General features: G+C 68.7%; 1 pseudogene. It reads left to right on the forward strand.

Annotated features, from left to right (window positions below):
• Positions 1–293 precede the first annotated feature (293 nt).
• A pseudogene (locus NBW84_RS02660) lies at positions 294–745 on the forward strand (hypothetical protein); the annotation flags it as partial.

The raw sequence follows: 745 nt of genomic DNA on the forward strand, positions 1-745 counted from the left end.
TTTCAATCCGACTCGGATTTGTAGATCGCGGGGACCGCTGTCCGAATTGTACCCCGTCTGAGCTGGGGGTTTGCAAGATCCAACCACAACCTCCTTCGGAAGATCTTTTGGATCAAGGGGAAAGGATCTATCGATCCTGCGTTACCGCACGTCAGAATACATGTCGATCTCTCACCACAACCTCCCGCGTTCTTCGGCGTGTCGGAGGTTGTGGTGGTGGCCGGGCGTGTCCGTCTGCATCGGTTGACAGCGGTACCGGCCGGCAGCCCGGTCGTGACGAAGGAGCAGAGCACATGGTTCGCTGGTTCGGTCGGGCGGAACGCCGCTCCACCACCCTCCATAACCACCGGGCGTCCGGCGGCAGCGGCCCGTCGCGCGACGACGGCCCCCAGCCCGCGGCCCCGCGGGACGTGCGGGCGGCCATGGGCCAGCCGGCGGTGCTGTGGGCGGCGTGGGCACGGGTCGCCGCCGGCAGCGGGATGCCGGGCGCCGACGGCCTCACCGTCGCGGACTTCGCCCGGCAGCTCGGCGCGCGTCTTGACCGGCTCGCCGACCAGCTCACCACCGGCGCCTACGAACCGCAGCCGCTGCGCCTGGCCACGATTCACCGCGGCGGACGACGCAGAATCCTCGGGCTGCCCACCGTCCGTGACCGCATCGCCCAACGCGCTTTCCTGGAGGTCTGCCACGACCAGCTCGACGCCGCGTCCGTGGAAGTGAGTTTCGCCTACCGGCGGGGCCGGTC

It is taken from the genome of Protofrankia sp. CiP1_Cm_nod2 (genome assembly GCF_920664355.1).
In the GTDB taxonomy this organism is placed as follows: Bacteria; Actinomycetota; Actinomycetes; order Frankiales; family Frankiaceae; genus Protofrankia.